This is a genomic window from Rhizobium sp. WCS2018Hpa-16 (assembly GCF_031843705.1).
Classification (GTDB): domain Bacteria; phylum Pseudomonadota; class Alphaproteobacteria; order Rhizobiales; family Rhizobiaceae; genus Agrobacterium; species Agrobacterium tumefaciens_C.
This window is the reverse complement of the sequence record NZ_JAVTIX010000003.1, coordinates 552,623-578,553: the sequence shown is the minus strand read 5'-3', so window position 1 is coordinate 578,553 and position 25,931 is coordinate 552,623. Positions and strand designations below refer to the sequence as shown.

The window sequence follows — 25,931 nt, the reverse complement described above, 5'->3', positions numbered from 1 at the left end:
TCACCGCCCTCCGAAACCGCGATTGAGCGCGCGTTCCGCTTTGGAGAAAAGCGTCTGGCTGACCGCAGTCATGAGGAAGAACAAGGCCGCAGCGATGCAATAAAACAGCAAGGGAGAGCGCGTGATGCCGGCACCGATGGCTGCCGTTCTCATCAATTCCTGTAGCCCAACCACTGAAATCAGAGATGTGTCCTTGATGGTCATCTGCCAGACGTTATTGATACCGCCCAGCGCCAAGCGCAATGCCAGCGGAAAAGTAATGCGATAAAAGGTGATGTGGCGCGGCAGGGCGAGCGATTTTGCCGCCTCCAGCAGACCCGGTGGCACCGATTGGAGTGCGCCTCTGATGACCTCGATGGAATAGGCGCAGGAGATCGCTGCGATGGCGATGACCCCGACAATATATGGATAGGCGCTATCGACCGCATCCTGATAGCCAAACACCGTCGCCACGGCTTTTACCGTATCGACGGACCCGAAAAACAACAGATAGATCACCATCAGGCCGGGAACGCCGCGCACGACGATGCTGTAGGCATCGACCAGCTGCGAAATCACGATGACCTTTTGCCAACGCAAGACCGCCAATGGCGTTGCGATGATAAATCCCAATGACATGCCTAGCAGCCCGATCGCAATCGTAACCGCACTTCCGCGCAGCAGAGCGAGCGCCCAGCCCTGTTGCGCCATTAAAACCCAGAAATCAGCCAGCATTCTTCACCATCCCACGACCTGCCCGGGACACGCCAAGGCAGGTCTTGCCTTCAAATATTACTTCTTGCAGGGAATGGTGTAGTCGTCCTGGAACCACTGCATGGAGGCCTTCTTCACCTGGCCATCGTTGATCATCTTGCAGAGTGCCGTATCGATTTTCGTCTTCAGTTCTGTGTTGCCCTTCTTCATGCCAACGCCCATGCCCTTGCCGAGCGTGGCAGGGTCATCCATGGCCATGACCTTCACCTCGACTTTTGCGAAGTTTGCGCCATCGGACGTTGCCAGAAAATCCATGACGGTCGGCGAGTCACTATAGGCGGCATCGATACGGCCGCTGGACAGATCGGCCAGCTGCTGCGTCGTGGCGTCGTAGGTCTTCAGGTCTGCCGAGGGAACCGTCTTCTGGACGAACTTGGCATAGGTCGTGCCGTTGACAACGCCAACGCTCTTTCCGGCAAGCGCTTTTTGCACTTCAGCCAGTGTTGTCAGCTTGGCGATGGGTGAATCCTTTGCGACCACGAAATACTGCGGCGTTGTGGCGTATGGAATGGAATAATCGATCTTCTTTGCGCGCTCATCCGTAATGCTGAGGCCGGAAATGATGACATCGAACCGATCGCTATCCATGGATGGCACCAGCGAGCTGAAGGCCTGCACCACGAACTCGCATTTCAATTTCAGTTCGGCGCAGATGCCTTTGGCGATATCGGCATCGAAGCCGGTCACATTGCCACTGGCATCAGCCATGCTGAATTTTGGCGCATCGCCTTCCGTGCCGATGCGAAGAACGCCATCCTTGGCCGATGCGGCTGTGGCCAGTGCGGAGACAAGCAGGGTGGCTGTCAAAGTTGATTTGATGAGTTTGCTGATGATCATGTCTGTTTCCCTTTTATGGTTGTTGTCTTGACGTGACGCTTTCAAGCGTCGGCCGGCATGACACTCGATAGAAACCGCCGTACCCCATCTGTTGCGGGGTTTTTCAGCAGTTCTTCCGGTGCGTCATCCTGCACGAGGCGACCCTCTTGCAGGAATATCATCCGGTTCGACACATCGCGTGCGAACCGCATTTCATGTGTGACGAGGAGGATTGTGGCACCCTCCTCAGCCAGTGTTCTGATAACTTTGAGCACTTCACCGACGAGTTCAGGATCGAGTGCCGATGTCGGTTCATCACACAGCATCAGTTTCGGCCGCATCGCCAATACGCGTGCAAAGGCGACCCGTTGCTGCTGCCCGCCCGAGAGTTGATGCGGATACCGGTCACGCAAGCTTGCCATGCCAACCTTTGCCAAGGCCGACAGGGCCGTGTCTTCGGCTTCCTTCTTGTCCATGCCCAGCACATAGACAAGCGCCTCGGTGACATTGCCGATGACGGTTCGGTGGGGCCAGAGGTTGAAACTCTGGAACACCATTCCGATCTTCTGCCGAAACATCCTGACATGGGCGGCGTTGGCGATTTCGCTCTCACCGTGCTTGTTACGGCTGACCGAGACTGCCTGCCCCATAAACTCGATCTGCCCTGACGTCGGCGTTTCCAGAAAGTTGATGCAGCGCAAGGCCGTGCTCTTGCCGCATCCCGATGATCCGATCAGGGAGATGACCTCGCCTTCCTTCATGGAAAAGCTGATGCCATCGAGAACCTTGGTGGGGCCGAAAGCCTTTGTCAGTCCATGGACCTTTAGAACCTCGTTCATGCATGACACCCTTTCGAGGAGCTGAACACTTAGCCAGCAATGGCACCTTTCGCATCCAGTTCAAGCAAGACCTCGTCAACCGCAGCTTTTGCGATCGAAACCATCTCGTCAATCTCACCTTCTGTCATGACCAATGGCGGAGCAAAGCCAAGGATGTCCCCGTGCGGCATCGCACGGGCAATGAGATTGCGGTTGCGAGCCGCCTGCGAGATGCGCGCTCCGACCTTGTGCGAAGGATCGAACGCCGCCTTGGTGCCACGGTCTGATACGAACTCTATCGCCGCAAGCATTCCCACACCACGTATTTCACCGACGATCGGGTTCTGCTCGAATTCCGCTCTCAGCCGCTTCATCAAGTAAGCGCCCTTGGTTGCCGCCTGGCCTGCCAGATCCTCGCGCTCTACGATATCGAGAACAGCATTTGCCGCCGCAGCGCCGATGGGGTGGCCGGAATAGGTATAACCATGGGAGAAGGAGCCAACGCGCGGTGTCGCTTCTTCCATTACATCGTAGACTTTCTGGGAAACGATGGCGGCAGACAGCGGGAAATAGGCTGACGTCAGACCCTTGGCGACAGTGACCAGATCCGGCTCCATGCCATAAAGATCAGAGCCGAACATGGCGCCTGTGCGGCCGAACCCGCAAACCACTTCATCGGCGATAAGCAGCACATCGTATTTGTTCAGAACGGCCTGGATTTTTGCCCAGTAACCTGCCGGGGGTGGGGTAATGCCGCCGGTTCCGAGGACCGGTTCTGCGATAAAGGCACCCACTGTTTCAGGGCCTTCCGCCAGGATGAGCACTTCCAGTTCGTCTGCACGACGCTGCGAGAAAGCGTCTTCGGTTTCGCCGGGAACGGCACCCCGGTAAAAATGCGGGACACCGGTGCGCAGAATGCCGGAAACCGGAAGGTCCATATGCTCGTGATAGAAGCTCAAACCAGTCATGGAACCGGCAACAACGGAGCAACCGTGATAGCCACGCTCGCGCGCGATGATCTTCTTTTTCTTCGGCAGGCCCCGAAGGTTGTTGTAATACCAGACGATTTTAGCCTGTGTCTCGTTCGCGTCGGATCCTGACATGCCGTAAAAGACTTTGGACATATTGCCCGGCGCCATTCTGACGAGCCGGTCTGACAGTCGCGCCAGCTCTTCCGTCGTATGGGCCGCGTAGGAATGGTAATAGGCGAGCTTGTAGGCCTGGCGGGCAATGGCTTCTGCCACCTCGGTGCGGCCATAGCCGATATTGACGCAATAAAGGCCAGCAAATCCATCGATGAATTCCCGGCCGGTGGCATCCTTGATGCGCACACCCTTGCCGGTTTCCATGATGGTCGGATCGGTTTCACCGGATGCGTAGTCTTTCAGATAGGTGAAAGGATGGAGAACCGTTCTGCGGTCCATTTCTGCAATTTCAGCGATATTTGTCATTGTCATTTCCTTACGCGGCGAGACCGCCGAAGCACACATATTTGAGTTCCATGAATTCCTGCAGGCCGTGGCGCGAACCCTCTCGCCCCAGACCCGATTGTTTCCAGCCGCCGAACGGAATAGGCGCGCCGGTGAAGGACGGCGTGTTGATGGCGACCATTCCGTATTCGAGCGTGTCTGAAAGGCGCATCGCGCGGTTGAGGTCGCGGGTGTAGACATAGGCCGCCAGCCCCATCTCGCTGTCATTGGCCCGGGCCAGCACCTCATCTTCGGATGTGAAACGAATGACCGGGGCAACCGGCCCGAAGGTCTCTTGCGAGGCAATCAGCATGTCGTGCGTGACATCGGCCAACAGGGTCGGAGCAACGAAGTTACCGGCTGCCGGATCAGGGATTTCACCAACGAGCATCCGTGCGCCTTTATCGACTGCGTCCTGAATGTGGAGGCGGCATTTCTCAACGACGGATTTTTTCGTCATCGGCCCGATATCGACACCGGCCTCAAACCCCTGCCCCATTCTCAGGCGGGCAACGCGGCTCTGAAACTTTTCCAGAAAGGCATCATAGACACCGTCCTGCACATAGATGCGGTTTGCTGCGAGGCAATCCTGACCGGATGTTGCGAATTTCGCGCCGACGCATCCATCGACAGCGGCATCGAGATCGGCGTCATCGAAGAGAATGAAGGGCGCATGGCCGCCCAGTTCCATCGAGATTTTTTTGACGGTGGAGGCTGCCTTTGCGAGCAGCAGGCGCCCGACTTCGGTTGATCCTGTAAACGAAAACGCCCTGACACGTTCGTCAGCGAGAAGTCCGCCTGTTAAAAGCGCTGGCTCGCCGGTCACGACCTGAAAAACGCCGCGTGGGAACCCGGCGCGGTGGGCAAGCTCAGCCAGCGCCAATGCAGATAAAGGTGTTTCGGGCGCAGGCTTGACGATGACAGGACATCCCGCAGCCAGTGCGGCAGCCGCTTTTCTGGCGATCATGGCGCTTGGGAAATTCCACGGCGTTACCGCCGCGCTGACACCGACGGGCTGCATGGACACGAACAGGCGGCTGGCGGCCTTGTGGCTGGGGATCGTTTCGCCATAGGCACGCTCGCCCTCAGCCGCAAACCACTCGATGAAACCGACACCGTAAAGGATTTCCGCCTCGGATTCGGCAAGCGGCTTTCCCTGCTCTGCGGTCAAGATCGTGGCGAGGTCTCCAGCATGCTGACGAATGAGCGAAGCCCAGGACAGAAGATATTGGCTGCGCTCGCGGGCCAGAAGAGCCCGCCATGTCTTGAAGGCGCTTTGCGCTGCATCAATGGCTTGATCGAGAATGCCCAGATCACAGTCGCCAACGCGGGCAATCTCATCCCCTGTGGCAGGGTCTGCGACACCAGTTGAGGCAGTCGTTTCGTGCCAAAACCCGGCAATGTAAGGCTTGAAGCGCAAGAGGTTCGGATCGTTCAGATCATTGAGAGCGCGTCGCGCTGTCTTCTCCATGTGTAACATTTAACGATCCCTTAACTCTGCACATAACGAAGTCTAGGCCGGTTCCTACGCAGGATTTGGTCTTCTAATCTGGTCAACACGCAGAAATCCTGCTTTATAACGGCACTCAACGACGAAATTATGCGGATAACTCAATGGACCTGGATCGCTTCGACGCTCGACTTCTCAGTCTGCTGCAAAACAACAACCGCCAAAGCAGCGAAGAGTTGGGCGCCATTGTCGGCCTCTCGGCCACCGCCGTCCAACGGCGGTTAAAGCGGTTACGCGAAAAAGGGGTCATCGAGGCCGATGTCTCCATTGTCACGCCGAAAGCGGTTGGACGCCCTATCGCGATGCTTGTTCTGGTTTCGCTTGAGCGGGAAAGAGTCGACATCGTTGACCGCTTCAAACAATCCATTCGCCAGACGCCAGAAGTGATGAATGGCTACTATGTCACGGGCGATTCAGACTTCGTTCTCATCGTAACGGCCGAGAGTATGGAAGATTACGAAGCCTTCACCCGGAAGTTTTTTTACGAGAACCCTGACATCAAAGGGTTCAAAACCATGGTGATCATGGACCGTGTCAAAACCGGTTTCTCTGTTCCGATTGATGTCGAGGCCTTTACTTAAGGCCCGACTTGTTAAAGCGAAAACTGAAAGAGCTCGTTACGGTTTAACCGAGCTTTCGCAAGCGGATATCGCCAGAAGCTGAGATGTTAGGTCTGCGCCTTGTGCGGGAAATTTGCCGTCCAGAGCGGAGGTGCCGACGGTGAAACCGGCAGCGCCAGATCTGCGGATCGTGTCGATTTGCTCGGGCCTATCGACAGACCCTGCAACGATGACCGGCTTGGATACAGCGCGACATACGGCCTGCATCAGCGCTGGCACGTCACCCTTCGAGCGGTAGGCGAGAAGATCGAGGCCTGAGACGCCATCACGGCTGGCCAGATTGACGGCGCTTGCAACGATGTCTTCCTGCGAGCCTTCAAGAATGCTGGGATGCCCGACGATGCGACCGGGGAAAGGATAGTAGCGAATGGCCGTTCCTTCCAGAAGCGGAAGCACATCGTCCACATGCGTGCCTCCTAGGAGATAATCCACCCCAAGCTCGACTGCCGATTTGACAGAGCGAATTTCGCTTTCCCGGTCCAGCGATACGACTTCGAGATAGGTGTTGGCACCGCCCTTACTGATCTGCTTTTTGAGGCCAAGGAGCTCTTCGAATGGCAAACCGATATCTTTAAAGCCGATGTGGCGGATGCCTGCCTGAAGTGCGGTTTCGACGTGAACGGCAGCGTCGGCAACGGTGCGGTCGTTGCGTGTCAGCATGAAAATGAAGTCAAAATCAGTCATAGCGTTTGAGCTTTCGAGTTGGAGAGAGCGGCCTTCAGCGTGACAGCGTAGTCGAATGCGGTCTCAAGACTGGTCGGGTCGGCTTTGCCGGACCCTGCAATATCAAAGGCAGTGCCGTGATCAGGGCTGGTACGCACGAATGGCAGACCGAGCGTGATGTTCACGCCGCGATCAAGCCCCATATATTTAACTGGAATAAGACCCTGATCATGGTACTGGGCGACTACAACATCGAAACGGCCTGTTCGAGCCTGCATGAAGACCGTATCACCCGGCCATGGGCCGGATGCGTCGATACCTTCGGCACGTGCGGCTTCAACCGCAGGCCGGATAATGTTGATTTCCTCATTTCCAAACAGCCCGCCTTCGCCCGCATGGGGGTTCAGTCCGGCAACGGCGACGCGTGGCTTGGCAATGCCGAGCGCTTGAGCGCCGGTATGGGCGAGCCTGATCGCGTCCATCTGCGCTGCAAAGTCACCCTTTGCGATCGCTTGCGACAGCGAGCAATGGATGGTGACGAGAACTGTGCGGATATCTTCATTTGCCAGCATCATGGCGACCTTTGGCGCACCACCGTAATCGGCCAATATTTCCGTATGCCCAGGATATTTCACACCAGCGGCAGAGAGCGCCTCCTTATGGATGGGCGCGGTGACGATGCCACTCACCTGCCCGTCTTTCGCGAGGCCAATCGCAGCCACAATCGCATCGAAAGCCGCCTTGCCGCTGATGGCCGACACTTCGCTGACAGGGGGCAAGGCTGAAAGATTTGAGGAGCAAAAGACGTTGATGGTGCCATCATCAAACACGGCCTGATCCAGCGTTGCGATGGGCCTGACCTGCACTTGGGCACCCAGAACTTCAAAAGCGCGGCGCATCACCAAGGCATCGCCAATAACGACCCAGTGGCGATTGTCGGGACGGCTCAGAAACATCTTTGCCACGATTTCGGGACCGATGCCCGAAGGATCTCCCATGGTGACGGCGAGCGGCATTTGATGGAGCGTCATGGATCATAACCCTTGTGAAAGCGGATTGGCCAAAAATGTTTTGGCGGCATCGAGCAGAGTGGATGGTGAACCGAACCCGCCAGCCTTCATGGCAATGCTGAGCGCTGCGCCATCCGGCAAGCGGGTTTTGCCGACGGGAAAGCCGGGCTCCAGCTCACGCGAGAGGAAGAAGCGGTTGATTTCGAGACGGTCGAGAATTGCAGCCATGGTTTCACCACCGGTGGCAATCACGACGTCAAAATCCCGCCGGGCAACGGCAGACGAAGCCTGCGCGGCAAGGTCTGACACCACGGCTTCTGCGCTGGCCTGCAGGAGAGACGGCGCACGAAGGCAAACCACGCGCGCATCCACAGGAGCATCGGCAAGCTGCGTGACGACAGGCACGCCATGTTCCTGCAAAACATCGCACTGCTGATGCGTCACGGCATTGGCGCTTCCAGCCACAATCAACACCCGGCTGGAAGCTTCGCCTGCTGCCGGGTGTTGGGTCGGCACGGGAGGAACAAGTGATGATAAGGCGATGGCCATTCCCGGAGACCCTACCCACAGAACGGATTGCGGATCCGGTATGCGAGCGACCTGTCGGTTGAGTGCGCTCTGGCTATCGGCATCGAGAATGAGGATGGTCTCGTTCGATGGCGGTTCACTATCTGAAGCAACGACGACCGCTTTACCCAGCGATGGATCGACCAGATCGGCGATGTTCGATGACCTAGCGGGATGAACCGGATCTCGGCCGTATGAACTTTCACTGACGGGGATGCCGTGGACCGCTTGAATGCCGCCAATGGTCAGGCGACCTGCCTCGGCAAAGGCTGGTGCAATGACAAGTCTGCTGCGGCCACTGGCACGAAACGCCGCAGCGATTTCCTGACATATGTGGCCGCGCAATGTAGAATCTATCGTCTTGAACAGAAAGTGTGCATTCGCAAGCGACGCGGCTGCTTCACCACTCACACGACTGGCCTCTGAAGCGGACAAGGCGCGGCTGTTCGTGTCTATGGAGATGACAGGCGCAGTGTCCTCAGCTGCATCGAGGGCTTTGATGAGTGGGACATATCCCTTCAACAGAAAGGCTCCGGCACCATCCGTGGCGCTGGTGAGGTCGTCTGCGATGATGCCGACTAGCGGTGAAACATTGTTGTCCATGACGGAAACATTATCAGATCGGCCACCGGAGATAATGCATATGATCTGACGAGTATTGGTGATATAGGATCACCAATGAAAAGATCAGAACTCCCATCTCTGGATGATTTGCGGGCCTTTCAAACCGTTGCCCGGCTCGGTTCCGTGCGCGCAGCGGCAGCGGAACTCGTGTTGACGCATGGGGCGATCAGCAGGCGTGTTTCAAAGCTATCCGCAGATCTCGGCCTGCAATTGCTTGAAGCGGATGGGCGCGGTGTTCGCCTGACGCCTGTTGGCGAGCGACTGGCAGAGGCGACAGGGCGGGCGTTTGCGACCATCACCGATACGCTCGCAGAGATCAGATCGAGTTCTGCTCCGGGGCCGATCATTCTGTCCTGTGAGCGATCGCTCGCGATGCGTTGGCTTATTCCGCGCCTATCGGGGTTTCAGGACCGGCACCCGGATGTCGAAGTGCATCTCTCCACGGGCGGTGGCGGCATCGATTTTGCGCGTGATCGTGTCACGCTTGCCATCCGCCGCCTCGATTTCTTGATCGATCCGGACTGGACAATCATCAAGCTGATGCCGGAGCGTGTCGGGCCGGTCATGGTGCCGTCTCTGCGCAAAGGGTTCGATGCCGGGAATTATGTTGCGCTCGGCTCCAGAACACGTCCGCATGCCTGGGAAAGCTGGTTTGCGCAGCACCCCGAAACGCCGCGCCCCCGCGCAAGCCAGCTTCTGGATCACCATTTCCTGATGGCAGAAGCTGCCCTTGGGGGCCTTGGGGTTGCGCTGGCGCCGCAGGCGATTGCCGCTGACGATGTTACCAATGGACGATTGGAAGCCCCGCTCGGCTTTGCACCTGACGGGACCCATTACGGGCTTATTCATCCCAAATCCATGCTCCTATCGACAGGCGTTCAGGCATTGAAGGACTGGCTGACCAAGGAATCCCAAACATGCGGTTCGTAAGATTGTAGCCTTGCGCTTCAGGCGCTTCCAACCTCAACGAGCGCGCGCTCGATGCTTCCGAGGAACTGGTCAACGTGAACACCCTCACAGATCAGCGGCGGGCGGATTTTGAGGGAATCTTCGTTGGCACCCGTGGTACTGACAAGGACGCCATCATCTCGCATGGCATTGACCACATCCAGAGCGAGCGAGCGTCTGCGCATCGCAGTGTCTCCCTCAAACCCTAGATCGACGCCGAAGAAGAGGCCTGCATTTCGGATGCCGCAAATTCCTGGCGTCTGAAGTGCTATTTTCTCCAGCCCGGCTCTCAGCCGCTGACCCATGGCAAGCGCGTTCTGGGCAATATGGTCGCGCTGAATAATTGTCAGCACGGCATCTGCGGTTGCTATTCCGATCGTGTTGCCCGCAAATGTATTGGAATAGCGAGCGGTTGCGCCGAATTGGTCTACGGGTGCTTTGCGCCCTACCACGGCACCGATTGGGAAGCCATTGCCCATGGGTTTGCCGAGGGTGACGAGGTCAGGGACGATACCGTGTCGCTCAAAGCCCCACATATGCGCGCCGGTTCGGCCAAAGCCCGGCTGGACTTCGTCAGCGATAACAAGGCCACCGGCCTCACGAACGGCAGCGACGCCTTTTGCGATGAAACCGGGAGGATCAACCCAGACACCATCGCTGGAGAAGATGCTGTCGATGAGAAGCGCCGCGACACCGGTGCCACGACGGTTCAAATCTGTGATGGCAGCACGAACCTGCGCCTCGAAAAAATTCGCTGCCTGCGATTCTGGTATGCCTTCTGGCCCATGCAGGGAGACCATGCGCACGGAGGGGCTGAGCTTGACCGCGGCGCCAAGGTTTGGTGACACGGCGGCGGTTGCGGCACTGGTGCCGTGATAGGCATAGGACGAGACAATCACGCCATCATTGCCGCTTGCCAGACGTGCGATACGCAACGCCAAATCATTGGATTCACTGCCCGTGCAGGTGAAAACGACACGGTCCAGCTCCGTCGGAAAGGTTTGGACCAGACGTTCGGCAAAATCGACGAGGTTCGGCTCCAGATAGCGTGTGTTGGCGTTGATCCGACCCGCCTGCTCTGCCATCGCCGCGTTCACTTCGGCGTTGCAATGCCCGAGAGACGGCACATTGTTGTAAAAATCGAGATAGGCGCGCCCGTCTGGATCGTAGAGCCACATGCCTTCACCCCGGACGAAATGGACGGGGTTGCGATACTGAAGGCGGTATGATGCACCAAGGACCTTGTTTCGACGCTCGATAAGCTCGGCCTCGCGGGCAGGAAGAGGAACTTCGCCGGGGACGTAGCGATTGGGCATGAGGTCTGTCGACATGTTCTTCAACCTGTTTGAAAGAGGACCGTAAGCAAGAGGAGCAATGTTCCGTTTATACCGGCGATGGATGGGGCAACGCCATCGCAGCCAGAACTGCCGCCTCCGCCTCATCGGCACTCAGAGTGGTTAGAATGGAAAGTCCGCGTTCGGCACGCGGCACGTTCTTGTTGATGTATTCGGCTTGCTCTGGGAAAAGATGCGTTCTCCAAGCGTTGACCAGCAGAAGTGCGCTTTGCCGTGCCCGCATCAATCCCACAAGGATTTTTGCCTCTACCGGCGACAGCGGGATGACGGAATGATAACCCGCAATCACATAGTCCGCGCCGCCCAAGGCGACCGTCGCGTTCTGGACCATGTGGCTGGCTGCCACGGCTAGGTCCTGTATTCTTGGGCCCCAGCAACCATCGCCAAAATCGATGAAGCCGATACCGCGATCGGTCAACAGCATATTGTGGGGGCTCGGGTCGTTATGGGTGATCTGCCATGCCACCTCGGCAAGGTGCGGTTCAACACATTCGGCATAGTTATCCATCGCTGCACGGACCTGTTCGGCGATATGTTGCGATGGCAGATATTGGCTGAACTCCATCAACCGCGACCAGCACTCAACATGCAAGAGAACGGGCCGCTGGCTAGATGATGCGCGCACGCCATCAAGCGCCAGATCCAGCCCGGCAAGCGAACATCCGATCTGGAACAGCAGGTCGGGCGTCATCGCAAGCTTGTGTAATGGAGTGCCATCGATCAACGTTTGCAGATATCCGCACGCGCCGTCTTCCTTAAACATCACCTCACCGCCATTCGTGCGCATGATCTGCGGTGAAACGAAGCCCGCAGCACCCTCCACTCCACTGATGGCTTCGGCCTGAAAACGGAAACTGCTTGATGTCTGCGGCCGTGTCGATGTTTTGAGAATGAGCCGCCGCCCGTCCGGCAGGGTGACCTCTTCCGTGCATTCAACCTCTGACGACAGGGTGGCGACAACTCCCGACAAGCCGTAGTGACGGTTGAGAAGTTTCGCGGACTGTTCGACGTCAGCAGGCATGGGATGCGCAGACAGTGTTGTCTTTGCAGCATGATAATTGGCTTCGCTCGAAGCCTTTGACCCCACCGCCTCGGGGTGGATAGTGTCTATGCCGGGATCGATAGGCAATTGCGGTCCTCACCTGATGAAGGTCGTTGCTCTCGGTATAAGCTGACCGAGAGCAGGCGTCGGACTGCTGCCGATGGCAGCAGTCCCTTGGATGTCAAAGCCCCACGACACCGGCAAGGCCTGAAATGTCCGAGATTTCGGTATAGCCATAATAGGGGTTTGCGGGTTCGTGGCCACGATTGACCCAGACCTTGTTTTTAATGCCCATATCGTGCGCCGACATCAGATCGTAGCGGAATGAGGAGGAGCAATGCAGGATCTCCTCCGGGCCGCAGCCGAGCATATCCAGCATATATTCGAATGCCTTGAGGTTGGGCTTGTAGGACTGCGCCTGCTCCGCCGTGTAAACCGCGTGGAACGGTGCGCCCAGTTTCTCGACATTCGACATGATCTGCGAATTCATGGCGTTGGACAGAATGACCAGGGGTATCTCTTTGGCAACCTTGGCAAGCCCGGCTGGAACGTCCGGGTGTGGGCCCCAGGTCGGTACGCGCTCATAAACGGTTTGCGCGGCTTTCGGATCGAAGGTCACGCCATTGCGCTTGCAGGTTCTTTCGAGCGCGTTGTGGAGAATTTCATTGTACGGCTTCCAGTCGCCCAGAACTTCATCAAGGCGATAGGCCGAGAAGTTCTTGATGAACTCCACCATGCGCGGCTCATCGAGTTGATCACCGTAGATGTCACGCGTTGCTTCCGCCGTCTGGAAGTTGATCAGCGTGCCATAGCAATCGAAGGTAATGTATTTCGGGCGAAAGTGAGCCATTGTTCGGTCCTGACTTATTGGTTTTCGTCTGAGACCATCCTAGGGGCATTGCGTGGCATAAACCGAACTGAAATCAGGATTGCCAAAGCACATTCTCTTATATCCAAAGCAGGCTTCGACAGATTGTGCGCCGGGCGCTTATTTCAGGTTTTTTGAATCAAGCCTTATCAGCCAGACCAAACATGATTCCGTTGGTAATTGCTTTCAACCGACATCAATTAAATTGACTTAAAATATCATATTTACTAAATCAGCGGCATCTCAACCTCTGGATCATTATCATGAAATCAATAATTAGCGGTCTCGCTGCAGTGCTGTCAGTCTTCGTATTTGCTGCGCCTGCAATGGCAGAAGTGAAGACGATTACCGATGTTATCGGGCGCGAGGTGAAGGTTGACCTGCCTGCAAAGCGTGTCGTGCTAGGCTTCTATTTTGAAGACTACATGGCTGTCGGTGGCGAGAAGGCGTATGATTCTGTCGTCGGCATCTCCAGAGAAGCATGGGTCGGCAAAATTCCAGCCAACTGGAAGATGCACGTGGCGCACCGGCCATCGCTTGCTGACATAACAGATGTTGGCGAAGTGGACACGCAGACCTTCTCCGTCGAAAAAGTCATGAGCCTGAACCCTGATCTGGTGATCCTTGCCGACTGGCAATTCAAGGCCTTGGGGCTTGATGCTGATAGATTGGTACAGCAGGGCATTCCAGTCGTCGTCGTCGATTACAATGCGCAGACCGTTGAGCGTCACGTTGCATCAACGCGACTCCTAGGCCAGGTGACCGGACAGGACCAGCGCGGCAACGAGATCGCCGATCTTTATCAGGGCGCGATGAAGGACATTGCGGACCGGGTTGCCAAATCCGGCAAGCCAAAGCCAAAAGTCTATGTCGAATTCGGCAATAAGGGCCCGGCGGAATATTCCTTTACCTACGGCAAGAACATGTGGGGCGCGATGTCGACACTGGCCGGTGGCGATAACATTGCCGCACCCTTCGTTGAATGGTGGGGTCCGATCAATCCAGAGCAGGTTCTGGTGGCAAAGCCGGACGTTATTTTCATTTCGGGACGTGAAGACAACAAGAACCCGGCAGCGATGCCAATGGGCCCGGGCGTGAAAGAAGCGGATGCGCGCAAGAACCTGAAAGCCTTCGAGACCCGTCAGGGCTGGAGCGAATTGCCTGCCATCAAGAACGGCAAGCTCTTTGGCGTTTATCAGGGCGCTTCGCGCACGGTGTCGGATTTTGCCTTGGTTCAGTACATTGCCAAGCAGCTCTATCCCGAGCAGTTCAAGGACGTAGACCCTATCGCCAACTACCTGGGCTACTACAAGAAATACCTGCCTGTGACGCCCGAAGGCACCTTCGCCATTTCCGTCAACGAATAAGGTGACGGCGAGATTTTTCTGCACGATCAGCTCGATAAGGGCGAGCGTGCAGATACGCCAATGCGCTGACGCCCTTTTGGGGGCGTCAGCCTTTATGACACTTACGGCACCACAGGTTATTCATGTCCATTGCTGACCGCAACGCTGAAGCTATCGGTACGCACAGGCTGCGCGAGCGCCGCCGCTGGCGCGTCATTCTGGTCTTTTTTGTCCTGATGGCGATCAGTCTGGTGCTCGATATCGCGACCGGCCCATCGATGCTCTCGCCTTCCGAAGTCGTACGATCCCTGACCGGCATCGGCATCCGCGAGACCATGACCGACTCCATCGTGCGCGGCCTGCGCTTGCCTATGGCGCTGATGGCACTGTGCGTGGGTGCCGCGCTGGGTGCAGGTGGCGCGCAAATGCAGACGCTGCTCAACAACCCGATGGCAAGCCCCTATACGCTGGGCATGGCGGCGGCGGCGGGCTTTGGCGCGGCGCTGGTTCTCGCTCTGGGTGGGCTTGGGCTGGATGCGATGATTGCGGTGCCTCTGGGTGCATTTGTCTTTGCCATGCTGGCTGCACTCTTCCTGTTCTTCCTCGCCTCGATGCGCCAGGTGGCAACGGAAACGATAATTCTCGGCGGCATTGCGCTGCTGTTTCTGTTCCAATCGCTCCTGTCGCTGATACAGTTCCTGTCTTCGCCGGAACTGTCTCAGCAAATTCTGTTCTGGCTGTTCGGCAGCCTCAGCAAGGCGACGTGGCCAACGGTGACACTCACAGCAGCTGTCACGGCGGTCTGCTGCATTCTGTTGATGGCCGATTGCTGGAAACTGACGGCTCTCAGAATGGGCGAAATGCGCGCTGCAAGCCTTGGCATCAATGTTCGTTTGCTGCGCATGAAAGTGCTCATCATCGTGGCCGTGATGACGGCAACAGCGACAAGCTTCGTTGGTGTCATTGGCTTTATCGGGCTGGTTGCCCCGCACATCGCACGCATGGCGGTTGGTGAGGACCAGCGGTTCTTCCTACCCATGTCTATCCTGTGCGGCGCGTTGATGTTGTCGATTGCATCCATTCTGTCGAAATCGATCATTCCCGGAGCCCTGTTTCCGGTCGGGATCGTAACCGCGATTGTTGGTGTGCCGTTCCTGCTGTGGCTCATCTTCGCTCCGAAGAGGCGAAACCGATGATGATACTCGATGACATCTCAATAGAGCGCGGCGGGCAGACGGTCGTCAAACGGCTGAGTGCGCAGCTTGCGGCGGGACAGGTCCATGCCGTGATCGGCCCCAATGGAACGGGCAAGACAACGCTGCTGCGCGCCATGTTCGGAGAGCTGCCGCTGGCCGAAGGCTGCATACGGGTTGGCGAGCGGACGTTGCGTGCCGGTGAAAAGCGGGGGAAGCGCGTGAAAAACTGGCGCGACACCTTCGCCTACATGCCACAGGATACGACCGTCGATATTGCGCTGAGCGTGCTTGAAGTGGTTGCTCTGGGCCGGTCGGGCCACCTGTCTCTGCATATCGATGATGAAACGCTGGATGCCGCGATGACACGGCTGCATCAGGCGGGCATTGGGCACCTCGCCAACCGCGATATATCTTCGCTGAGTGGAGGCCAAAGGCAGATGGCACTTTTTGCGCAGGTGCTGATGCGTGAGCCGCAGACGATGTTGCTGGATGAGCCCGTCAGCGCACTTGATCTCAGACACCAGGTCGGTCTTCTGGATCTGGTGAGAAGCGAAACCCGGACAAACAACTGGGTGACCGTGGTGGTTTTGCACGATCTGAACCTTGCATGCCAATATGCCGATAATCTTCTGGTCATATCGGACGGCACGCTGAAGCAAAGCGGCGCACCGCGAGACATCGTGACGCCAGAGCTGATTTCCGAGACCTACGGCATTGCCGTTGAGGTGCTGCGCGACCGTCGTGGAAACCCGGTTATTCAGCCCACCGGCGACGACATGGATTGCCGTGAACCGCTGGCCGACAGCAGCATCGAGCTATCCCGAGTCAGCGGGGCGTAAGGGCAATCGGGTGACGCCGTCAGGGTGGCGCAATGTCAGAAAAAGGTTGCCGTTCGCCCGCACGGCAGCAGATGCTGCTCTAACCGGCTTGCCGCGCCATTTTGTTCTGCATTGCTGCCATATCCGATACCAAATATGCTGGATTTTACGGTCTTATGACACGCGATGACGACGGTCGGAATTCGTCTTGTTGTCGCAAGTCTTCGCGCAGAGATGTCTGCGCCGTGCCCGTAAATGTGAGTGACGACCATGTCCAGTTTGAATGCGCCCTTTTTTACCGATGATGCTGTCGCCAGTCCTTTTTGGTGGGACGAGGCCCGCCCCGATGGTGCCAAGGCTGACGATATCTCACCTTCTACCGAAGTTGCCATCATTGGCGGCGGCTTTACCGGCCTTAATGCGGCTCTTGTGCTTGCCCGGGCAGGCAAACAGGTCACCGTCTATGATGCCGATGCACCGGGCTGGGGCGCATCATCGCGCAATGGCGGATTTCTGGGGCCAGGCTGGGCGTTTTACGATTCCGCCATGCGCTACGGCACGGATATGGCGAAACGCGTGGTGGAGGAAAGCTTCCAGTCTCTGCAATATGTCAAAGACGTCGTTGCTGCGGAACAGATCGATTGCGACCTGAAGGTCGTCGGATATTTTAAGGGTGCGATGACGCCGCGCATCTATGACAGCCTAGGCGCTAACCTCGACCGTATCAGCAAAGTCATGCCATGCGACGCCTATCTGGTTCCGCGTTCAGAACAGCGCAAGGAAGTGGGATCCGATCTCTACCATGGCGGTGTATCGATGCCCGGCTATGCGGGGCTGCATCCGGCAAAATACGTCAAGGGTCTTTCAGAGGCCGCGCAGCGCCTTGGTGTGCGCGTGTTCAGCAATGCCCGCGTGACCGATCTTCAACAGAAGGCCGGCGGGTTTGAGTTTAAAGTGCAGGGCCGTGATGTGACGGCACATCAGGTTTTGATCGCAACCAACGGATATAGCGGTGCTTTACTGCCTTACCTCAAGCGACGCATCATCCCAGTGGGCAGCGGCCTTGTGGCAACAGAACAACTGCCTGCGGAGTTGATGCGCACCTTGATGCCGAAGCAGCAAATGCTTGCAGGAAGCCAGCGCGTGGTAACCTATTACCGTCCTTCGCCAGACGGAACGCGCATCATTCTGGGTGGGCGCGTTCTGGATATGAGCGGCACGGTAAAGAGCAACACGGCGAATGCCGCATTTGTTCGCGGGCTGCTTTTGAAGATATTTCCGGAATTGAACGCGTATAAGATCAGCCATTACTGGCACGGCCAGCTGGGCTTCACCTTCGATTATTTTCCGCATGTCGACACGATCAAAGGCATGTATTTCGCGGGCGGTTACAACGGCACCGGCGTTGCGCGTTCAAGCTGGCTGGGTGCGAAAATTGCCAACACAATGCTTGGGAATGATGAGGGCAAAACCGTCTATAGCGACCTCAACTTCGAAACCCGCCCCTATTTCAACGGCAAGCCGTGGTTTCTGCCTTTGGCGGTCTGGTATTACGGCATGCTGGACCGGTGGGATCAACGGTAGTTATTAGCATTGGCGAAACAAAAAGCGCATCACCTCAAGAGGTTGATGCGCTTTTTTGTTGGGAAGGATCAAGCCGTTCTCACTCAGCGAAATAGCCGAGCATCGATTTTACTTCGAGATATTCAGCCATGCCTTCAACGCCATATTCGCGACCATTGCCGGATTGCTTGAATCCGCCGAAGGGCGCATGCGGATCCCATGCCGGGTAGTTGAGATGAACCTGCCCTGAGCGAATGCGGGATGCGACGTGTTTCACCGCCACTATTTCCTGACCCTGAACATGGGCACCCAGGCCATAGACCGTGTCATTGGCAATTTCGATGGCCTCATCGACACTGTCATAAGGGATGATGCAGAGGACCGGGCCGAAGATTTCTTCCCTGGCGATACTCATATCCGTCTGCACCCCAGAGAAAATCGTGGGTTTCACGAAAAGCCCCGTTTCATGCTCTTCCGGACGGCCAAGCCCACCGGCCAGGAGTTTTGCCCCTTCGTCCATGCCAACCTTGATCATCGTCTGGACACGGTCGAACTGCGCCCGGTTTGCCATAGCGCCATGCGTGGTTGCGGGCGCGAGCGGATCACCGACAACGATGTCGCCCAAGGCTTTCAATGCGATTTCTTCAACCGTCGACAATAAGCTGCGCGGCACGATCATGCGCGTCGGTGCGCTGCAGGATTGCCCGAGATTGCGAAATGCTGCGGCGATGCCCAGCGGGACGGCGCGATCAAGGTCTGCATCGGGCAGGATAATGTTTGGTGATTTTCCACCAAGCTCCTGAGCAACGCGCTTGACGGTTGGTGCGGCGGCTTGCGCGACCAGAACCCCGGCGCGGGTGGAGCCCGTAATGGACACCATATCGACATCGGGATGGCTCGCCATGCGCTGGCCGACAACGGGGCCATCACCATTGACCAGATTGAAAACGCCTGCGGGGAAACCTGCTTCCACAATCGCTTCGGCAAACATCAGTGCGCTCAGCGGTGCAAGCTCGCTGGGTTTCAGAACCACGGTGCAGCCTGCGGCCAAGGCAGGCGCAACTTTGGCCGTGATCTGATAGAGCGGCCAATTCCAGGGCGTGATCAAGGCGCAGACGCCAATCGGCTCATGGGCGATTGCGGTATGTCCACGCTGCGTGATGAACGGAAATGAGAGAAGAACTTCTCGCGCTGTGGCGACATGGGCGATGGCAAGTGGCACCTGCGCGCTTCGCGCATAACCAATGGCCGCGCCCATTTCCAGTGTCAGGCACTGCGCGATAAGCTCGCTGCGCTTTTCCAGAGCGATGCGGAGTTTCTCAAGGAGATCAGCGCGGTGTTCCGGCGTTGTCAGCGACCAGGAGGAAAAAGCATCTCTGGCTGCTGTGACAGCTGCATCGACATCCGCCACGCCTCCCATTGCGATATGCGCAACGACCTCTTCCGTCGCCGGATTGGTAACGGCGACCGTCTCGCTTGCCAGAGCCGGTGTCCATTCACCATTGATAAAAAACTGGCCCAGCCTGTTGTTTTGGACAAGATGCTGGAGAGGAGCGGTCATCGCATGAATTCCTTTGTATGGTAGGGGCAGCCGAGATGCGCTAGCTCAATGACTGGTTTGAGACGGCGTACATATGCGCTGGCGCCACAGGTCTTGGTAAATCGCCCCGAACCATCGACACCACCTCACTGACGAGTGGCAGGCCGAAGCTTTGCAGAAACGGGCTCAACCCATCTTCGGCGTAGACATCCATTCGGACGAATTGGCCGCCGAGCTTGGCCAGATGCGCGCGGATCAGGTGCTTCGCGTCGTCAGCATTGTTGGCAGCGACTGGCCCGATGACGTGGTCGCGACCAAATTTGCGGGCAATGGCATAGCCGAGCAGAGTTTCGCCTTGCGCGATCACCAGCGTATCGCCGATATCTGCAAGCGCGGTGACGACACGCTCTCGGTTCATTCCGATTGCGCGCTCATCGAAAGCTATAATGGCGTCAAGGTCACGTTCAGTTGCAGGACGGATCTGGCTGTGGGGCGCAACATCGGGCGCAACAGTCAAAATCGCCTGATGTTGCTGGATCTTGCCCCAGGGCGTAAAACCTCTGCGCTCATAAAGCGGCAAGCCCTCTGCTGTTGCATTGAGAAGTACGATCCGGCCCTGTGTTGCGTCCAGAAGGGCATTGAAAAGCCGTGAGCCTTGGCCTGTGCCTTGAACCTTTGCCGTCACGATAATCATACCGGCGGTCGCGTGTTCAGCGCCGTAATTCCACCAGAGCGCTGTGCCGACAACCTCGCCTGCCCGCTCCAGCACCAGCCCCTCACCCAGATTGGCGGCAAATTGCCAGTCTTCCAGACGGTATGGCCATGAAAATTCCTGAGAGAGCTTCAGCGCGCCTTCGAGATGCCTCGCCTCCAGTCTGGAAAGACTGATGTCGCTGCTGTCTGGGAGTTGAGCACTATGATTGTTCGTCATTGTTGGACGTCTCTGTGTTCGAAGGTTTGAAAGTACGGCCCAATATGCAGGAAGAGGGCGAGGCTCAGCCGCTATATACCGTGGCAAAAGAGGTTATTTGCCTCGTTTTCAACACCTCGTCAGCATTTCATGCAACCCACTGCCATCGCCGCGTTCTGGCTTGGCAGGGACTACTCTTTGAAGAGCGTGTTGATCGGCACATGGCGCTTCACGAAGGGCGACTTCATGACCACGAAGCTGAAATATTTGTCGATCCCGATATCGGCCTGAAGCAGCCCTTCCATCAATTCCTGATAGTCGCCAATCGTGGCTGTCACGAATTTGATCAAATAGTCATAGCCACCGGAAATCAGATGGCACTCGATGGCTTCCTCGATTTTCTCGATTGCCTGCTGGAAACGGGAAAAGTCGCTGTGGCGATGGCTGCTGAGCGTGATCTCTGCGAAAATCGTCACGGTTGGACCAAGCTTCGCCAGATTGATATGGGCCGAATAGCCGGAAATATAACCCAGTTGCTGCAGCTTTTTGACCCGGATCAGGCATGGGCTGGGCGAGAGATGCACAAGCTCGGACAGTTCCACATTGGTCAAGCGACCATTCTGTTGCAGCTCATGCAGTATCCGGATGTCGATACGATCAAGCTTCACGTCCGCCCCCTTTATGCAGCGCCCTGTACCGAGCGTTCAGGACGGCATGCGCCGTCTTGAACCATCGTTTTTGCACCTGATCAGGCAACTGTCACATAGATTTTGCGAACTGTTTCAATTGTCTTCCAGACGCCGACATAGCCTGGCTTCATGACAAAGCTGTCGCCAGCCTTGTAAACCACAGGCTCCTTGCCGTTTTCCGTCAACTCGATAACGCCCTGAAGGATGTGGCAGAATTCGAAGGTTTCGCCTTTGATGGAATGGGTTTCGCCGGGGGTTGCTTCCCAGACGCCGGTATCGACCTTGCCATCTTTCGCGCTGTCCTGCGCCCAGGTCTTGAGAGCCGGATTGCCGGAGATCAGACGCTCTGGCGCCGGGTTCGAATGTCTGGGTTCAAATGTTGGGTTGGGATCGATTGTTTTCAGAAGTGACATATAACTCTCCGGTCATGTGAAAATATTTTGGCTCGGGAGGCGAAGCGCCTCGCCTACCAGCTGACGGCGACGTATTTGGTCTCGAGATATTCCAGCATGCCATGGTGGCTGCCTTCACGGCCCAGCCCGCTCTGCTTTGCGCCGCCGAATGGTGCTGCAGCATCGGACACGACGCCACGGTTGATGCCCACCATGCCACTTTCAAGGCGACCGGCGACAGCGAGGGCGCGCTTGAGATTTCCGCTAAATACGTAGGAAACCAGCCCGTATTCGGTGTTGTTTGCCAGTGCGACGACATCATCTTCCGTTTCAAACTGGATGACCGGCGCGACAGGGCCAAAAATTTCTTCAGAAAGCATGTCTGCATCTGCCGAGACGTTGGAAAGGACCGTTGGCGGATAGTAGAAGCCATCGCCGTTCAGCCTGTTGCCGCCCGTCATGAGCGATGCACCCTTGGCAAGAGCGTCATCGACCAGTCGTCCGACCTTCTCGACGGCGGCGCGTGTGATGAGCGGCCCAAGTTGAGTGCCGGGCTCCAAGCCGGGGCCGACTGTGAGCGCGCTCATTTCCTCGGCAAGCCGTCGGGTAAAGTCGGCTGCAATTCCCTTTTGGACATAGAAGCGGTTGGCAGCCGTACAGGCTTCGCCGCCATTTCGCATTTTGGCGACCATTGCGCCCGCAACAGCGGCTTCCAGATCGGCATCATCGAAAACGATGAAAGGTGCGTTGCCGCCCAACTCCATCGAACAGCTGATAACCTGATCTGCCGCCTCTCGCAGAAGGGTTCTGCCGACACCGGTCGAGCCCGTGAAGGAAAGCTTGCGCACGCGCTCATCATGCAACATGGCGCTGACAACAGGCCCTGCATTCTTTGTCGTGACGATATTCACCACGCCGGCCGGAGCGCCAGCCTGCTTCATGATCTCCCCGATTGCCAGCGCGGTCAGAGGTGTCTCTGCTGCTGGCTTGAGGATGCAGGTGCAACCGGCCGCCAGAGCTGGGGCCATTTTGCGGGTGGCCATGGCTGCCGGGAAGTTCCAGGGCGTGACCAGCACGGCAATACCCATCGGCTCATGGCTGACGATGATATGATTGCTACCCGATGGGGCGGCACCGAACTCGCCGGATGACCTCACGGCCTCCTCGGCATACCATCTGAAGAATTCGGCAGCGTAAGTGACCTCGGACTTTGCATCCGGAAGGGCCTTGCCGTTCTCTATCGTGATCAGTTTTGCCAGCCAGTCCGCATGTTCGAGCATGAGGTGGAAGCATTTCATCAAAATATCTGAGCGCTGCCGCGCAGATGTGGCTTTCCAGCCTTTGGATGCAGCATGCGCGGCATCGACAGCCGCTATAGCATCCTGAACCTCACCATCGCAAACCTTGGCGATGACAGCTTCGGTAGAAGGATCGATCACATCGAAGGCCTGGCGACTTGCAGGGGAGACCCATTCGCCGCCGATAAAGAGTTGGGTGGGTGCACGGCTGACAATGGCCGCAGCGCCCAAATCGGCACCGGGATTTTGTTCATCTGCAGGATTGATTTTCACACTCGGCATGGCTGGTTACCAACATTAATTGACATGAGATCAATACTGGATTGGTAACATCATTGGTGTCAATGGAGATCAAATTGGTTGCGATATAAATTTTGGCAGAGGGATAGATTTATATGCATTGCTAAGTGAGTACGTCCAAAAACAAAGGATAAAAACGGACCTCGCCACACACGCCCGATGCTTTTTAAGGCAGCGTTCCACAGCCCCAACCAGTGCGAGCAACCAAAGCGTTGGATTCCACAAGCGCTGCCTTGTCGTTCTTAACTCGGGCCGAGCGTGTTTGTGCGCGCATCGACGATGTGGTCATACATGTGCGTTTCTGCTTCCTTGCTGTTGCGATCCTTGATCGCATCGAGGATCGCAACATGCTTGGCCGTATAGGCTGCGATGCGTTCAGGGCTGAGTGACTGCTCCTTCATCTTGCCCCAAAGCTTGCCCGATCTGACGGCGTGAATGCTCTCATAGAGCGATTCCAGCAGCCCGTTTCGGGCGCATTGGACGATGATTCGGTGGAAGACAGCATCCCATTTCTCAAATTCTGCATGGGTTTGGGCCGTTCTGGTCCGGTCAATCGACTTCTGCAGCTCGTCAATCTCCTGCCGCGTCGCCCTCAGCGCCGCCAGACCTGCGATCCGGGGCTCCAGTATGAGCCGCGCTTCGAAAACCTCGGCTGGATAGGTCCGCAAACCGTCAATCGCACCACCATGAGGCTGGCGCAGTGCAGACGAGCTTACGCCATTGCCGGCGATGAACGTGCCCCTTCCGACATGCCGGATAAGGCGTCCGTCTTTTTCCAGGTCGGCAAGCATCCGCCGCAACGCGGTGCGTGGAATACCCAACTTGACCGCCAGGTCCCGTTCCGGGGGCAGCCGGTCTCCCGGCTCCAAACCTTCGGCCTCGATGAAATCTTTCAACACCACTGTCATGGCTTCTCACAAAATATTTTGACAACCAATTTGATCTGGATTGACACCAATCTCAAAGACCAATCCTATATTGGACAGCGAAAGAATGCAAATTGGTTTAGAGCGACCGTGATTGCGAAATGGAAGTGCAAAGTAGTGCGGCTTCCAGGAAAGCGTCGAAAAAGACGTGCCGTCAAACAGTAATCCAATCCGCTGCCGAACCAGAGACTGTTGAAGAGAGGTATCTCCATGGCCGCAAGACTTGAACCTGCGACATTAGACGAAGCGGTACTTTCAGTGCGCGGTTTAACTGTGGCTCTGCCAAGCGGCATGGAGCGAACACACGCGGTGGAAGACATATCGTTTGATCTTCAGCGAGGACAGATTCTCTGCATCATCGGAGAATCCGGCTCTGGCAAATCTGTGACCGCAAACACGATCATGGGCCTCCTGCCCAAGGTCTTTCAGGTTTCATCGGGTTCGATCCACCTTGAAGACACATCTCTGGTGGGCGCCTCGCTCAAAACGCTTCAGGATATGCGCGGCCGAGCCGTATCGATGATCTTTCAGGATCCGCTTTCTGCACTCAACCCGCTGATGACGGTGGGCGATCAGATCATCGAAGCGATGGCGGCCCATGGTGTGGGCAGCAAGGCATCCCGGCGCGAGCGAGCCATCGAATTGCTGAATGAGGTCGGCCTGCCCGATCCGCAGCTTATGTATTTCCAATATCCGTTTCGATTGTCCGGCGGCCAGCGCCAGCGCGTGATGATTGCCATGGCGCTGGCGCTTGAGCCGAAAGTGCTGATCGCCGATGAGCCAACGACAGCGCTTGATGTGACGACGCAAGCGCAAATCCTCAAACTCATCAAGGACATACAACGCCGCAAGGGCATGAGTGTGATGTTCATTACCCATGATTTTGGCGTGGTCGCGGAAATCGCAGACAGCGTCGTTGTGATGGAAAAAGGGCGCATCGTTGAACAGGGAAGCGCCGAACAGGTTCTGAAATCGCCTGCGCATCCCTACACGAAGCGTCTGATTGCAGCCGTGCCGCGTTTGACGGGTGAAGATAGAAATCCTGGTGCCAAGGTCAGCCAAAACACGATCTTGAAAATCGAAGGACTTGTCAAAACCTACCGGAGCGGCAGCGCGCTGTTTGGCAGCCAGCGTATCGTGCCTGCCGTCGCCGACGTTTCGTTTAACCTGATACAGGGGCGCACACTCGGCATTGTCGGGGAAAGTGGTTCTGGAAAGTCCTCCGTCGGAAAGCTGCTGATCAAACTACAGGACAGTGATGCCGGTCGCATCCTGTTTGAAGGCAATGACATTGCCAAGCTTTCCGAGACGAGCTTTCGGCCGCTGCGGCCCCATATCCAGATGATCTTTCAGGACCCTTTCGCGTCGCTCAACCCGCGCTCGACGATTGGGCAAATTCTGACGGTCGGTCCCGTTGCCCATGGCACATCCTACAAACAGGCGAGCGCAGAAGCGCGGGCGCTGCTATCGCATGTGGGCCTCGATGCCGGTGCCTTCGACCGTTATCCGCATGAATTTTCCGGTGGTCAGCGCCAACGTGTCGGCATTGCCCGCGCTTTGATGTTCAAACCGAAACTGCTGATCGCCGACGAAGCGGTCTCGGCTCTGGACGTGTCCATCCAGGCACAAATTCTCAAACTGCTGGACCAGATTCAACGCGAGACGGGCGTCTCCATGATTTTCATCACGCATGATCTTCGCGTGGCAAGTCAGATCTGTGACGAGATTGCTGTGATGCAAAAAGGACGGATCGTTGAACACGGCCCGCCATCTCAAATTTTCCTGAACCCGCAATCGGCCTACACGCGCGAACTCGTGGCCGCAATTCCAGGAGAACGTCCAGACGTCCGGACGAATGCTGCAAGCCATTAAGCAACGGCGAAAAATCGC

Annotated in this window: 24 protein-coding genes; 7 read left to right on the top strand and 17 right to left on the bottom strand. The window is 56.8% G+C overall.

Annotation, left to right across the window (positions count from 1 at the left end):
* The 5 genes from RQI55_RS13780 to RQI55_RS13760 are packed head-to-tail and all read right to left on the bottom strand — an operon-like array spanning nt 1 to nt 5,327.
* A complete protein-coding gene (locus tag RQI55_RS13780) occupies nt 1–714 on the bottom strand; it encodes an ABC transporter permease subunit (protein WP_042618803.1) in 714 nt (237 codons plus the stop codon).
* Nucleotides 715–771: 57 nt separating this feature from the next.
* On the bottom strand, nt 772–1,590 hold the full coding sequence (locus RQI55_RS13775; RefSeq protein ID WP_311272860.1) for a transporter substrate-binding domain-containing protein: 819 nt from the start codon (nt 1,588–1,590) through the stop codon (nt 772–774).
* Nucleotides 1,591–1,631: 41 nt separating this feature from the next.
* Nucleotides 1,632–2,408 (bottom strand): amino acid ABC transporter ATP-binding protein, encoded by a 777-nt coding sequence (locus RQI55_RS13770; protein WP_311272859.1) that lies wholly within the window; start codon nt 2,406–2,408, stop codon nt 1,632–1,634.
* Nucleotides 2,409–2,437: 29 nt separating this feature from the next.
* Nucleotides 2,438–3,838: an aspartate aminotransferase family protein gene (locus RQI55_RS13765; RefSeq protein WP_409233728.1), complete on the bottom strand. Its 1,401-nt coding sequence runs from the start codon at nt 3,836–3,838 to the stop codon at nt 2,438–2,440.
* A gap of 10 nt (nt 3,839–3,848) precedes the next feature.
* On the bottom strand, nt 3,849–5,327 hold the full coding sequence (locus RQI55_RS13760; protein ID WP_311272915.1) for an NAD-dependent succinate-semialdehyde dehydrogenase: 1,479 nt from the start codon (nt 5,325–5,327) through the stop codon (nt 3,849–3,851).
* A 143-nt stretch (nt 5,328–5,470) separates the two neighbouring features.
* Between RQI55_RS13760 and RQI55_RS13755 the strand changes: the two genes are divergently transcribed.
* The gene (locus RQI55_RS13755) at nt 5,471–5,947 is read left to right on the top strand and encodes an Lrp/AsnC family transcriptional regulator (RefSeq protein ID WP_042618799.1); all 477 of its coding nucleotides are present in this window, start codon (nt 5,471–5,473) and stop codon (nt 5,945–5,947) included.
* A 36-nt stretch (nt 5,948–5,983) separates the two neighbouring features.
* Here RQI55_RS13755 and RQI55_RS13750 read toward each other — a convergent pair whose 3' ends face one another.
* Genes RQI55_RS13750 through RQI55_RS13740 form a run of 3 tightly spaced genes read right to left on the bottom strand, consistent with a single transcriptional unit; the run spans nt 5,984 to nt 8,829 of the window.
* A complete protein-coding gene (locus RQI55_RS13750; protein WP_311272857.1) occupies nt 5,984–6,670 on the bottom strand; it encodes a 4-hydroxythreonine-4-phosphate dehydrogenase in 687 nt (228 codons plus the stop codon).
* Nucleotides 6,667–7,680, bottom strand: coding sequence for a 4-hydroxythreonine-4-phosphate dehydrogenase PdxA (pdxA, locus tag RQI55_RS13745; RefSeq protein WP_311272856.1), 1,014 nt, complete (start codon nt 7,678–7,680; stop codon nt 6,667–6,669). The genes RQI55_RS13750 and pdxA overlap by 4 nt, the downstream gene beginning before the upstream one ends.
* 3 nt (nt 7,681–7,683) lie before the next feature.
* Entirely contained in the window at nt 7,684–8,829 is a 1,146-nt protein-coding gene (locus tag RQI55_RS13740; protein ID WP_311272855.1) for a four-carbon acid sugar kinase family protein, read from the bottom strand.
* 75 nt (nt 8,830–8,904) lie between these two features.
* On the opposite strand from RQI55_RS13740, the gene RQI55_RS13735 reads away from it, so the two are divergent.
* Nucleotides 8,905–9,780 (top strand): LysR substrate-binding domain-containing protein, encoded by an 876-nt coding sequence (locus tag RQI55_RS13735; RefSeq protein ID WP_311272854.1) that lies wholly within the window; start codon nt 8,905–8,907, stop codon nt 9,778–9,780.
* Between the two features lie 17 nt (nt 9,781–9,797).
* Here the strand turns inward: RQI55_RS13735 and RQI55_RS13730 are convergent, their stop codons facing one another.
* From RQI55_RS13730 to RQI55_RS13720, 3 genes are all read right to left on the bottom strand, one after another.
* Nucleotides 9,798–11,129 (bottom strand): aspartate aminotransferase family protein, encoded by a 1,332-nt coding sequence (locus RQI55_RS13730; protein ID WP_311272853.1) that lies wholly within the window; start codon nt 11,127–11,129, stop codon nt 9,798–9,800.
* 52 nt (nt 11,130–11,181) lie between these two features.
* Nucleotides 11,182–12,282 (bottom strand): phosphotransferase, encoded by a 1,101-nt coding sequence (locus RQI55_RS13725; RefSeq protein WP_311272852.1) that lies wholly within the window; start codon nt 12,280–12,282, stop codon nt 11,182–11,184.
* A 94-nt stretch (nt 12,283–12,376) separates the two neighbouring features.
* Nucleotides 12,377–13,045, bottom strand: coding sequence for a haloacid dehalogenase type II (locus RQI55_RS13720; protein WP_311272851.1), 669 nt, complete (start codon nt 13,043–13,045; stop codon nt 12,377–12,379).
* Nucleotides 13,046–13,326: 281 nt separating this feature from the next.
* On the opposite strand from RQI55_RS13720, the gene RQI55_RS13715 reads away from it, so the two are divergent.
* The 4 genes from RQI55_RS13715 (at nt 13,327) to RQI55_RS13700 (ending at nt 18,007) form a co-directional block, all read left to right on the top strand.
* Nucleotides 13,327–14,430, top strand: coding sequence for an ABC transporter substrate-binding protein (locus RQI55_RS13715; RefSeq protein ID WP_192064562.1), 1,104 nt, complete (start codon nt 13,327–13,329; stop codon nt 14,428–14,430).
* 122 nt (nt 14,431–14,552) lie between these two features.
* Nucleotides 14,553–15,605: an iron ABC transporter permease gene (locus RQI55_RS13710; RefSeq protein WP_311272850.1), complete on the top strand. Its 1,053-nt coding sequence runs from the start codon at nt 14,553–14,555 to the stop codon at nt 15,603–15,605.
* Entirely contained in the window at nt 15,602–16,444 is an 843-nt protein-coding gene (locus RQI55_RS13705) for an ABC transporter ATP-binding protein (protein WP_311272849.1), read from the top strand. The genes RQI55_RS13710 and RQI55_RS13705 overlap by 4 nt, the downstream gene beginning before the upstream one ends.
* Nucleotides 16,445–16,693: 249 nt before the next feature.
* Nucleotides 16,694–18,007 carry an FAD-binding oxidoreductase gene (locus tag RQI55_RS13700; RefSeq protein WP_311272848.1) on the top strand — a complete coding sequence of 438 codons (1,314 nt, stop codon included), beginning with the start codon at nt 16,694–16,696 and terminating at the stop codon, nt 18,005–18,007.
* A gap of 79 nt (nt 18,008–18,086) precedes the next feature.
* Here RQI55_RS13700 and RQI55_RS13695 read toward each other — a convergent pair whose 3' ends face one another.
* The 6 genes from RQI55_RS13695 to RQI55_RS13670 all read right to left on the bottom strand — a co-directional run bounded on the left by RQI55_RS13695 (nt 18,087) and on the right by RQI55_RS13670 (nt 24,023).
* On the bottom strand, nt 18,087–19,547 hold the full coding sequence (locus RQI55_RS13695) for an aldehyde dehydrogenase family protein (RefSeq protein ID WP_311272847.1): 1,461 nt from the start codon (nt 19,545–19,547) through the stop codon (nt 18,087–18,089).
* A gap of 40 nt (nt 19,548–19,587) precedes the next feature.
* Entirely contained in the window at nt 19,588–20,457 is an 870-nt protein-coding gene (locus tag RQI55_RS13690) for a GNAT family N-acetyltransferase (protein WP_311272846.1), read from the bottom strand.
* Nucleotides 20,458–20,627: 170 nt separating this feature from the next.
* On the bottom strand, nt 20,628–21,104 hold the full coding sequence (locus tag RQI55_RS13685; RefSeq protein ID WP_042618787.1) for an Lrp/AsnC family transcriptional regulator: 477 nt from the start codon (nt 21,102–21,104) through the stop codon (nt 20,628–20,630).
* An 80-nt stretch (nt 21,105–21,184) separates the two neighbouring features.
* A complete protein-coding gene (locus RQI55_RS13680; protein WP_042618786.1) occupies nt 21,185–21,538 on the bottom strand; it encodes a cupin domain-containing protein in 354 nt (117 codons plus the stop codon).
* 53 nt (nt 21,539–21,591) lie between these two features.
* On the bottom strand, nt 21,592–23,097 hold the full coding sequence (locus RQI55_RS13675) for an NAD-dependent succinate-semialdehyde dehydrogenase (protein ID WP_311272845.1): 1,506 nt from the start codon (nt 23,095–23,097) through the stop codon (nt 21,592–21,594).
* A gap of 260 nt (nt 23,098–23,357) precedes the next feature.
* Nucleotides 23,358–24,023, bottom strand: a complete 666-nt coding sequence (locus tag RQI55_RS13670) for a FadR/GntR family transcriptional regulator (protein WP_042618784.1) — start codon at nt 24,021–24,023, stop codon at nt 23,358–23,360.
* 228 nt (nt 24,024–24,251) lie between these two features.
* Here RQI55_RS13670 and RQI55_RS13665 point away from each other — a divergent pair, with 228 nt between their 5' ends.
* A complete protein-coding gene (locus RQI55_RS13665) occupies nt 24,252–25,913 on the top strand; it encodes an ABC transporter ATP-binding protein (RefSeq protein WP_311272844.1) in 1,662 nt (553 codons plus the stop codon).
* Nucleotides 25,914–25,931: the final 18 nt, after the last annotated feature.

What these genes read in the sequence shown, in the direction of transcription:
- RQI55_RS13780 (WP_042618803.1), bottom strand. Translation starts at nt 714, where the DNA reads ATGCTGGCTGATTTCTGGGTTTTAATGGCGCAACAGGGCTGGGCGCTC.
- RQI55_RS13775 (WP_311272860.1), bottom strand. Translation starts at nt 1,590, where the DNA reads ATGATCATCAGCAAACTCATCAAATCAACTTTGACAGCCACCCTGCTT.
- RQI55_RS13770 (WP_311272859.1), bottom strand. Translation starts at nt 2,408, where the DNA reads ATGAACGAGGTTCTAAAGGTCCATGGACTGACAAAGGCTTTCGGCCCC.
- RQI55_RS13765 (WP_409233728.1), bottom strand. Translation starts at nt 3,838, where the DNA reads ATGACAAATATCGCTGAAATTGCAGAAATGGACCGCAGAACGGTTCTC.
- RQI55_RS13760 (WP_311272915.1), bottom strand. Translation starts at nt 5,327, where the DNA reads ATGGAGAAGACAGCGCGACGCGCTCTCAATGATCTGAACGATCCGAAC.
- RQI55_RS13755 (WP_042618799.1), top strand. Translation starts at nt 5,471, where the DNA reads ATGGACCTGGATCGCTTCGACGCTCGACTTCTCAGTCTGCTGCAAAAC.
- RQI55_RS13750 (WP_311272857.1), bottom strand. Translation starts at nt 6,670, where the DNA reads ATGACTGATTTTGACTTCATTTTCATGCTGACACGCAACGACCGCACC.
- pdxA (WP_311272856.1), bottom strand. Translation starts at nt 7,680, where the DNA reads ATGACGCTCCATCAAATGCCGCTCGCCGTCACCATGGGAGATCCTTCG.
- RQI55_RS13740 (WP_311272855.1), bottom strand. Translation starts at nt 8,829, where the DNA reads ATGGACAACAATGTTTCACCGCTAGTCGGCATCATCGCAGACGACCTC.
- RQI55_RS13735 (WP_311272854.1), top strand. Translation starts at nt 8,905, where the DNA reads ATGAAAAGATCAGAACTCCCATCTCTGGATGATTTGCGGGCCTTTCAA.
- RQI55_RS13730 (WP_311272853.1), bottom strand. Translation starts at nt 11,129, where the DNA reads ATGTCGACAGACCTCATGCCCAATCGCTACGTCCCCGGCGAAGTTCCT.
- RQI55_RS13720 (WP_311272851.1), bottom strand. Translation starts at nt 13,045, where the DNA reads ATGGCTCACTTTCGCCCGAAATACATTACCTTCGATTGCTATGGCACG.
- RQI55_RS13715 (WP_192064562.1), top strand. Translation starts at nt 13,327, where the DNA reads ATGAAATCAATAATTAGCGGTCTCGCTGCAGTGCTGTCAGTCTTCGTA.
- RQI55_RS13710 (WP_311272850.1), top strand. Translation starts at nt 14,553, where the DNA reads ATGTCCATTGCTGACCGCAACGCTGAAGCTATCGGTACGCACAGGCTG.
- RQI55_RS13705 (WP_311272849.1), top strand. Translation starts at nt 15,602, where the DNA reads ATGATGATACTCGATGACATCTCAATAGAGCGCGGCGGGCAGACGGTC.
- RQI55_RS13700 (WP_311272848.1), top strand. Translation starts at nt 16,694, where the DNA reads ATGTCCAGTTTGAATGCGCCCTTTTTTACCGATGATGCTGTCGCCAGT.
- RQI55_RS13695 (WP_311272847.1), bottom strand. Translation starts at nt 19,547, where the DNA reads ATGACCGCTCCTCTCCAGCATCTTGTCCAAAACAACAGGCTGGGCCAG.
- RQI55_RS13690 (WP_311272846.1), bottom strand. Translation starts at nt 20,457, where the DNA reads ATGACGAACAATCATAGTGCTCAACTCCCAGACAGCAGCGACATCAGT.
- RQI55_RS13680 (WP_042618786.1), bottom strand. Translation starts at nt 21,538, where the DNA reads ATGTCACTTCTGAAAACAATCGATCCCAACCCAACATTTGAACCCAGA.
- RQI55_RS13675 (WP_311272845.1), bottom strand. Translation starts at nt 23,097, where the DNA reads ATGCCGAGTGTGAAAATCAATCCTGCAGATGAACAAAATCCCGGTGCC.
- RQI55_RS13670 (WP_042618784.1), bottom strand. Translation starts at nt 24,023, where the DNA reads ATGACAGTGGTGTTGAAAGATTTCATCGAGGCCGAAGGTTTGGAGCCG.
- RQI55_RS13665 (WP_311272844.1), top strand. Translation starts at nt 24,252, where the DNA reads ATGGCCGCAAGACTTGAACCTGCGACATTAGACGAAGCGGTACTTTCA.